Annotated in this window: 5 protein-coding genes and 2 pseudogenes; 4 read left to right on the top strand and 3 right to left on the bottom strand. The window is 54.8% G+C overall.

Annotation, left to right across the window (positions count from 1 at the left end; all coding sequences use genetic code 11):
- Positions 1–199 precede the first annotated feature (199 nt).
- Positions 200–445: pseudogene (locus UCMB321_RS08060) on the top strand (phosphatidate cytidylyltransferase); the annotation flags it as partial.
- A gap of 347 nt (positions 446–792) precedes the next feature.
- A complete protein-coding gene (locus UCMB321_RS08065; RefSeq protein WP_040065220.1) occupies positions 793–1,140 on the top strand; it encodes a DUF6124 family protein in 348 nt (115 codons plus the stop codon).
- A gap of 120 nt (positions 1,141–1,260) precedes the next feature.
- Here the strand turns inward: UCMB321_RS08065 and UCMB321_RS08070 are convergent, their stop codons facing one another.
- Complete coding sequence (locus tag UCMB321_RS08070; protein WP_157015867.1) at positions 1,261–1,515, bottom strand: hypothetical protein; 255 nt, start codon at positions 1,513–1,515, stop codon at positions 1,261–1,263.
- A gap of 392 nt (positions 1,516–1,907) precedes the next feature.
- Between UCMB321_RS08070 and UCMB321_RS08075 the strand changes: the two genes are divergently transcribed.
- Together UCMB321_RS08075 and UCMB321_RS29910 are read left to right on the top strand one after the other, a co-directional pair.
- Positions 1,908–2,477 carry a DUF4291 domain-containing protein gene (locus UCMB321_RS08075; RefSeq protein ID WP_040065225.1) on the top strand — a complete coding sequence of 190 codons (570 nt, stop codon included), beginning with the start codon at positions 1,908–1,910 and terminating at the stop codon, positions 2,475–2,477.
- Positions 2,478–2,626: 149 nt separating this feature from the next.
- Positions 2,627–2,812 (top strand): annotated as a pseudogene (locus UCMB321_RS29910) (IS4 family transposase); the annotation flags it as partial.
- A gap of 115 nt (positions 2,813–2,927) precedes the next feature.
- On the opposite strand, the gene UCMB321_RS08080 reads toward UCMB321_RS29910, so the two are convergent.
- Both UCMB321_RS08080 and UCMB321_RS29445 read right to left on the bottom strand, forming a co-directional pair.
- The gene (locus UCMB321_RS08080) at positions 2,928–3,509 is read right to left on the bottom strand and encodes a tetratricopeptide repeat protein (RefSeq protein ID WP_040065227.1); all 582 of its coding nucleotides are present in this window, start codon (positions 3,507–3,509) and stop codon (positions 2,928–2,930) included.
- Between the two features lie 2 nt (positions 3,510–3,511).
- Positions 3,512–7,738: DUF637 domain-containing protein (locus tag UCMB321_RS29445; protein WP_245220749.1), on the bottom strand; the 4,227-nt coding region annotated here is incomplete at its 5' end.

Raw genomic sequence — 7,738 nt, forward strand, 5'->3', positions numbered from 1 at the left:
AGGGCGGCAGGTGCTGCATCGCTGCTGCTTGATCCACATGGGTGTCAGGCACGACTCGGTCGTAGCCAATGATGAGGAAACGGGTTCGACAGGTTCAACCGATCAGGTTGAGTTAAAGGGCAAACCCTGCAGTTAAAAACTGCAGGGGGCGGTGGCTTGTAACCTTGACGCGAGACCGGCTAATGGGTGTCCCCTTTTCGCGTTGATCGGCGCTGCGCTGTTCTGGATTACCCCGTTCAACCCCTGGCAAGCAGGGCTGATCGCGCTGTTGATCAACCTACTGGGCTTTGCCGGTGGCATCGTCATGTCGGCGATCAAGCGCGACCGCGGGGTCAAGGACTGGGGCCATATGATCGAAGGCCACGGCGGCATGCTCGATCGGTTGGACTCGGTGTGCTTTGCCGCGCCGATTTTCTTTCATCTGGTGCGCTACTGGTGGACGTGAGGGGCGTTGTCGAGGCGTAAAGGCAGGACAACTCCCTTTCCCTTGACTGAAATTTCCTAGAAAATCCCAACCCGTTGCGCCTGCCAGACTCGACGACTAGTCTGCATACCGTCACTGCAAATTCAGTGATCGGTTTTGACAGACCGAAACTCACAGGCGCCAACAGCGCCCCAGCACCGTAGCAGGCGCTTTTTTCATGCCTGTCGTTGTGTGTCATGGCGGCTGTGCGCAGGGCATCTTCGGATGCGCCGGGTATCCTGTGTCCGGTCTGTCAACCTACGTACAGCTGCCACCCAATCCTGTTTGACAGCAGGGAGTGGCAGCTCCTTCAACACAGGAGCGACACCATGTTCAAGATCACCCCCAATCCACCCCCTTTATCCAGTGCCGAGGCCATCGACCCGCAAGCGGCCGAACGGGCCTTTGCTCATTACAACCTGACGCCCGGGGCCAATCCAAAACCCACCCGTGCGACACCGACGCGGGACCTGTTGCCTGAAGCGCAAAGCCAGGAAGAGGCCTTGGTCAATGCGTATTCCATACTGCAATCCGCTGCGGCCACAGCTTATGAAAATGCCGACAACCAGACCGGCGCCAATCGCAAGGTGGCGATGGGTGTCGTGCATTTGATTGAACTGGCACAGTTGTGGGTGAATTCGGTGTTGGACAAGCGCACGGCAGATATCAATAGCTGACATCGTGTAAGACGCGGGACGGGGAGTCAGGCTCCCCGCTTCCAGGACATAGCAAATGGGGGAAAATAAATGCGTCCGGTTTCCTCCGCCGGTTATATTTCAGTTTTTTGTATAGGCGTATCAACGATCCCTATGACGAACAGCATGCTCGGCTTTTTCGGCCTGCGCGGGGCGTCGTTTTTTCCCGGCCCGTTCCAACAACTCGTTCAAGACAAACCAGATCGCTATCAGCAAGCCGATAAAAACAAAGGTGTTGTGACTGTGAAACAGCCCCTGCAATTTTCCGGCAAGCCACGCCGAGATCACCATCAACAGCACAAAGCGCAGTCCGGTTAGCACTGCTCGAACGTATGCATCACCGATATTTCCAGACATTCCATAGTCTCTGAGGTGGCAGGCAATCACGCCTGGGTGATAGAAAAATTAAGACCGCGGGTTAAACGCCATCGGAACATGCCCGGTCAACCAGACACCGTTTTCCGAAAAAGGGTAAACTATGCAGTTAAAATCTGCAGGATGCGGTGGCTTGTAACCTTGACTTGAGACCGGCTAATGGGTGTCCCCTTTTCGCTGTTTGTTTATGGCAAACTGATAATGCTGACGATTGGCGCCCTACGGATGCATGAGCAAAGCTTCAGATTCTACCTGGCCGAAAACGGCGCTTGGTCGACCGAGCATATGCCAATGTCGTTTATCCACCCGGTTTGATCTCTTCTATCCTCCAGACGAGATTGCGCGCCATCCTACAAAACAGACAGGAGTCTCATTTGCCCACACCTCCCCTTCGCCAGATTCGCGCGCAATACGATGACAAGACTATTCGTGTCTACCAGGCCTATTCGGACTCCATAGCCAATGCGGCCCTCGCCCACGGAACCTTTGTCTCACCTCCGTTCAAGATGGAGCGGATGACCTGGATAAAACCCTCCTTCCTCTGGATGATGTATCGATCCGGCTGGGGCCTCAAAGACGCCGGACAGTCACGTATCCTGGCAATCGATATCTCCCGCGAAGGTTTCGAATGGGCCTTGGCCCATAGCTGCCCGAGCCACCCTGAAGAGTCGATGAGCAAGGAACAATGGCAGACCTTGAAGGAAAGCGCGCCTGTACGCATCCAGTGGGACCCGGAGCGAGACCTGTACCTTCAGCCGCAAACACATCGGGCCATTCAGATAGGCCTGGGCAAGGAGGCCGTCGGGCTGTATGTCAATGAGTGGATACAGCACATAACCGACGTAACGCCACTGGCTCGCCATATTCATGATCTGGTAAGCAGTAACAAGCTTGAAGAAGCGTACTCCGCACTCCCTGACGAAATCGAGTACAGCCACGCTTGAGATGCACGGTAGGCAGGCCGGAGCGCCACGTTTAAACGCTTCCCACAGCTGGAAATACAGGCCGATGCCAATCAGTCGCTCCAGGTATCCTCTGCCAAAAAAAGGGGGACGCCCATTTCGGTCCTTTTCGACGGCAATATGCCAGCGCTGACGGAGAGGATGATATGTCCAATTTGCTCATGCTGGTTGCCCAACGACGTGTTGGAAATCGGCCCGGACGCATCGAGCCTCGGGCTGTAAAACGAAGACCTCAGGCCTACCCGCTGCTGACCAAACCACGTCGATCAGCAAGGGCGGATGTCAGAAAGTACGGGCACCCAAAACATGTTAAGTAAGTGCCATTCGTACCTATTCCCTTTAAACCGAAAGTCCTCCCCCGTCACCCAAGGATAGAATTTTAAAATTGGCGCAGAGTAGAACAGTAAGGACTCCCTGCCTCAAGCCGGAGTATCACCAGTGATTCTGTTGAGGGACAGGTTTAAATTTACCACTACGAACAACCTCTTCATAAGCCAATTTAGCCGCCTGAAGCTTCTCCTCATAAACACCAGCATTATCATTATTCAACTTAACCAAAACGGATTTTAGATTCTCATGAATCAATAGCTCTTCAGGCGCCAAATTTACCGCATCTTCATAACACTTCAGCGCCCCTTCGAAATCACCAACTTTCGCCAACAGGGCTCCAAGCTCTACATAAGGATCAACAAACGAAGGCTCCGCCTCAATTGCGGCCTGATAGTACTTGAAAGCTCTCACAAACTCCCCTTCCCTTTCACCTCTAACGCCCGCAAGGTAAAAATATCGAGGAATAACATAGTCAGGAGAAAGCAAATTCGCTGCCTCATAAAACCTTACCGCCTCAGCAATATCTCTTCGATAAAAACTAATATTACCTAAACACTCAAGCCGAATGATTTCGGGAACCTCGCCGGATTTCCTTTCAAAAAATTCGACTCCACTTTCGATTTGACCCTTAGAGAGACAACGAATCAAGTCATCCCTTATTTTGTATGCTTCTAAAATATCCATAATCACTTCCCAATCGGCCTAACACTTTTAATAATTGAATTAAATAATTCCAACTGACTAGATGGGACCCCTATATTTCTAAAATTAGAGAGCGGATCAATACCTTCAAAATTAATTTTGATCGCATCCACCCCCTTCGACCCTGCTTGATTTACAGCAGAGCGCATTAACAAATCATAGGCTTTCCTATCAAGAACAAATTCAAGAGTCGCTTGTGATGTATCCAACGCCGCTTTATTCTGAAAATCATCAACTTTTCCTATCGACTCAGAAAGGTATTTGCTTGAGTTCGTCCCTGGAATAGAAGCTTGTAATTTTCCAGAATTCAGCGTCGCACCAGCTTCGACTGTCGACATTTTTCGGTACAGCGAAATCGTATCGGCTCCATTTTCTACAACACCTTTTGCACCGTTTAGGGTAGCAACAAGCTCAGCGCCACCCCCTCCAAAAAGCTTCTCAGAGGCTGCCCCAAAGACCTTACCAATCGGCCCACCAATCGGGGCAAACGACCCAACAAACAAAGCTTCGTCTAGCGCCTTGGCATTAACGGCAGCCTGCCATCGCTTGGTTTCGCTGTCCTGCCAGTCAAGGTTGGCACCGGAAGCGTTACACTCTGAATCAGCACAGGGTAGAAGTCTAGGAGCGAATGACTGACCAGCAACCTCTACCGGCTCCCTGTACCCTCCATTACTATCCAACACTCGCCCACTAAGCAGATCCCGCTTGTCATCACCAACAGTGACCTTGCTCCACTCCTGTACAGGCGGCGTCGGTAGCGCCGCCCATTCATATGATTTGCTGTGTTGCTGGATGAAGGCGATGATGTCCAGATCAGCCTTGGCATACTGCTGCAAATACTTGCCACTGCTTCCTAGCTCAACCCAATTTCCGCCCTCATCGTATCTCTCGCCTTTCGATGCAACAATATCGGTGCCAGCGCTAATATCTGTACCTTTGACACTCGAAAGCCGCATTTGCTCTTCGATTTGCTCAGCCGTGTATTTTCCATCACTGAGCCCAGCCAACTTTTTCGCCAGCGCCTTATCATCTGGATGCAATTGCCGATTGTATTGATCAGCCATTAATGCAACCCAGGACGCTTTGCCAACATCTCCCCCGGCCAGTCCCGATGCCGTCAGACCAACAATTTGGGAAAATGCTTCGCGCAACTTCGGTTGCTTATCGAAGGTATCATTGAGAACACCAGCCATAGCCTGACTAGCACCCGCCGCTATAGCTCCAGTCTTAAAATCACCACCGGTGGCGCTAGAGATAGCCCCGCCAAACAGTGCGTGCATAGCTATCCTTGCCGAGCCCCCCTCCTTCCATATAGCCTCACCTACAGTATCACCGGCATCACGAGCAGCATTCATATGATCCTGCGCATAACTGCCAACAAAGTTAAATGCCGTAGCCGCAACAACGTTGCCGGCTTGCGTGACGAGTCCTTGTTGCAGATTCTCACTCAAGCTGCCGCCACCGATGGCCGTTTTGATCGCCCCAGCGGCAACGCCCTGTGCCGCCGCATGGATTGCAAAACCGCCGATACCCTCCAGGGTGCTGAGGTCAAACCCTTTCGTCAGGTTATTGAATGGTTTTGTAGTACCTCCCAACTTCGAATCAATGACCCCTTGCGTAAACCCGGCAGTCAATCCGGATATCGCAGCGTTCTTAAGGCTGTCACTGCTGAAGGTATCTTTTACAACGGCCCCCAAATTGCCTTTATTGCTGATAGCACTGTTGGCGGCCGTAGTTTCCAGGCTAACAAACGCAACGTTTGCAATCGTCGCCGTGATAGAGCCCTCGGCGGCTCCGACCAAGGTTGCACCCGCACCACCTGTTACAGCGGCCAGCAAAATGGCCAGGATCAGTTGCGCACCCGCGCCCAACCCCGAATGCTGATACTTGAAGCTTTGGTGGATCTCCTCAACTTTTCTCCAGTCGATGTCCCCTCGGGCTTCTGCCTTTTTCAGCCAGGCAAGACTCGGGTCAGCCTTGACCATGGCATCCACAGCCTGACTGACGGTTTGTTGATTGACCTGCTTGATATCAACTTTCAGACCATCGACAGCCTTGATCGTCAACTGTCCCTTAGCGACCATTTGGCTCTGACGAAAGGTTTCGTCTGTATGGCCTTCGCCCTTCATGGACATCCAGGCGAGGCTACTATTGCTCTTCTCGTGACTTTCCTGATGAAGGTCCTTCTGCCCTTCGAAGGTAATACCCCCACCACTCTCAATCGTCAGATCCTTACCACTCTCAAGCTTGGCCACCTGATAGTGCTGGTCGCTGCCACTCTGCAGCGTCAGGTTGCCACCGGTCTTGATCTCGCTCCCGACATTGGTCACTTGGGTGACTTCATCGTGCTGGGTCTTCTTGCGGCCCCAACTGCCCCTTTTCTTCATGTCGTACAGCGAGTAGTCGCTGTTTTGCGCAGACAGCAGATCCAGCTTGTCGCCCGCCACCAGGTACGCTTCATCTCCCGCACTGACCCGGCTGGCGATCAGCCCCAGGTCCTTGCCAGCGCTGAGCTTGACGTCCCCACCGGCCTGAACGGTCGTCGCCACCTGAGCAACATGGTCTTTCTGGGTGGTTTCCCTTCGGCTTTTGGAGAGGAAATGGCTCTCGTCCGCTGCCGAACTCAGCGTCAGGTTATCCGTTGCGGCCATGGCGATATCGCGCTTGGCATCGATCTGGCTGGCGATAGCCGTCAGATCGCGCCCGGCCGTCATCTGCAGATCACGCCCCGCACTGACCGTCGATCCCGTCTGGGTGATGGAACTGCTGTGTACCCCCCCACCGGAGTCGGTGGAGTCATGGCTCTCGGTCGCCGCGATATTGATATCGCGCCCAGCGTTGATCAGCGTATCCCCACCGCTTTGCAGCACGCTGCCGCTGTTGGTTACATCGCGGCCGGCCTTGGCGGTGAGGTTGTTCGCGGCTTCGATACGCGCAGCGCTGTCGAGCAGTTCACGGTGTGTGGCGAAGCCGGTACCCTGGTCGGTGTGGTTGACATCGCGCTGGTTGAGCACGTCGCCGGTAACGGCCGTCACGCTCACATCACGCCCGGCAATGATCCCGCCCGACTTGTTGACGAGGTTGTTACCGGCCAGCAAGTCCAGACGATTGCCCGCTTCGATCAGGCCGGTGTTGACCAGATCGGTGCCCGCCATGGCCGACAGGTTGTTGCTGGCGCGCAAGGTCCCGCTGTTTTCCAGGTTCGCACCGGCAATCAGGGTGACATCCGTGCCCTGGATCAACGCGCCATTCGGCGCCAGGCGGTTGTTGGCGTTAGCCAGGTAGAGCACCGGCACCAACACTTCCTCGCCGTTGACGACCTGCTTTTCCATCCAGACGATGTCGTGGGTCAGGGCCGCGACCTGCTCGGAAGTCAGGGTTACACCGACCGACAGATTGAGCTGCTGCTTGCTGCTGATGGCGTTGTCCATCAGATACTTGAACAGCTTCTCGTTCGAGGTTTGGCCATCGATGAAGCGTTGGCCCGTACGGGCCACCACCGCCTGCTGAATCAGTTTCTGCTCATAGAAACCATCACCCAAGCGCTTGGCGCTGGTGTCCGGGTTATAACCCAATCCACTCAGCAGGTAGTCCGAGCTCATGAACTGCTTGAGGTCAGTGAGTACCGGGTTGGTTTCGATCAGGTATTTCTGCGGGTTGGACTTGACCGACATATCCGGCAGGCCCTGCACGCGAGCCAGGGTCGATATGCTCGTGGCCGCACCCGATGTGGCGACGGGGGCGATTGCCGGAATCAGCGGGTCGCGCTGAGTCACCGGCAAGGTCGGCGTCACACCGGGAACCACCACGGCCTGATGAGCGGCATCGACCTGCACCGCCCCTGGTTGGGTGATGGCCGAGGTGCTGCTGTTGTAACCCGGCAGTTGGATGACATTGCTACCGCTATCGACAGGCGCGGCAACGTTGATGGCGCTGGCACCGACGCTGCTGCCGGTGACCTGACGGGTGGTCTGGGTCAGCTGCCGATCACTGGCGGCAACCGGCGAGAGATCGCCGATCTGGAAACTACGCGCCTGGACGTCCGGCAGGCTTTGTTGACGCTGGGCGGTACTGACCGCAGCGCCCCCCATGCTCCAGTTTTGCGAACCGAGGTTGGCCTGGCTGGCCTGCCGAACCGAACCACCCTGCCCGCTCAGGCGGAACAGGCCATTCTGCCCGGTGGGCAGGCTGAAGCCCGGGAGTGCGAGGGG

Source organism: Pseudomonas batumici (assembly GCF_000820515.1).
GTDB classification, from domain to species: domain Bacteria; phylum Pseudomonadota; class Gammaproteobacteria; order Pseudomonadales; family Pseudomonadaceae; genus Aquipseudomonas; species Aquipseudomonas batumici.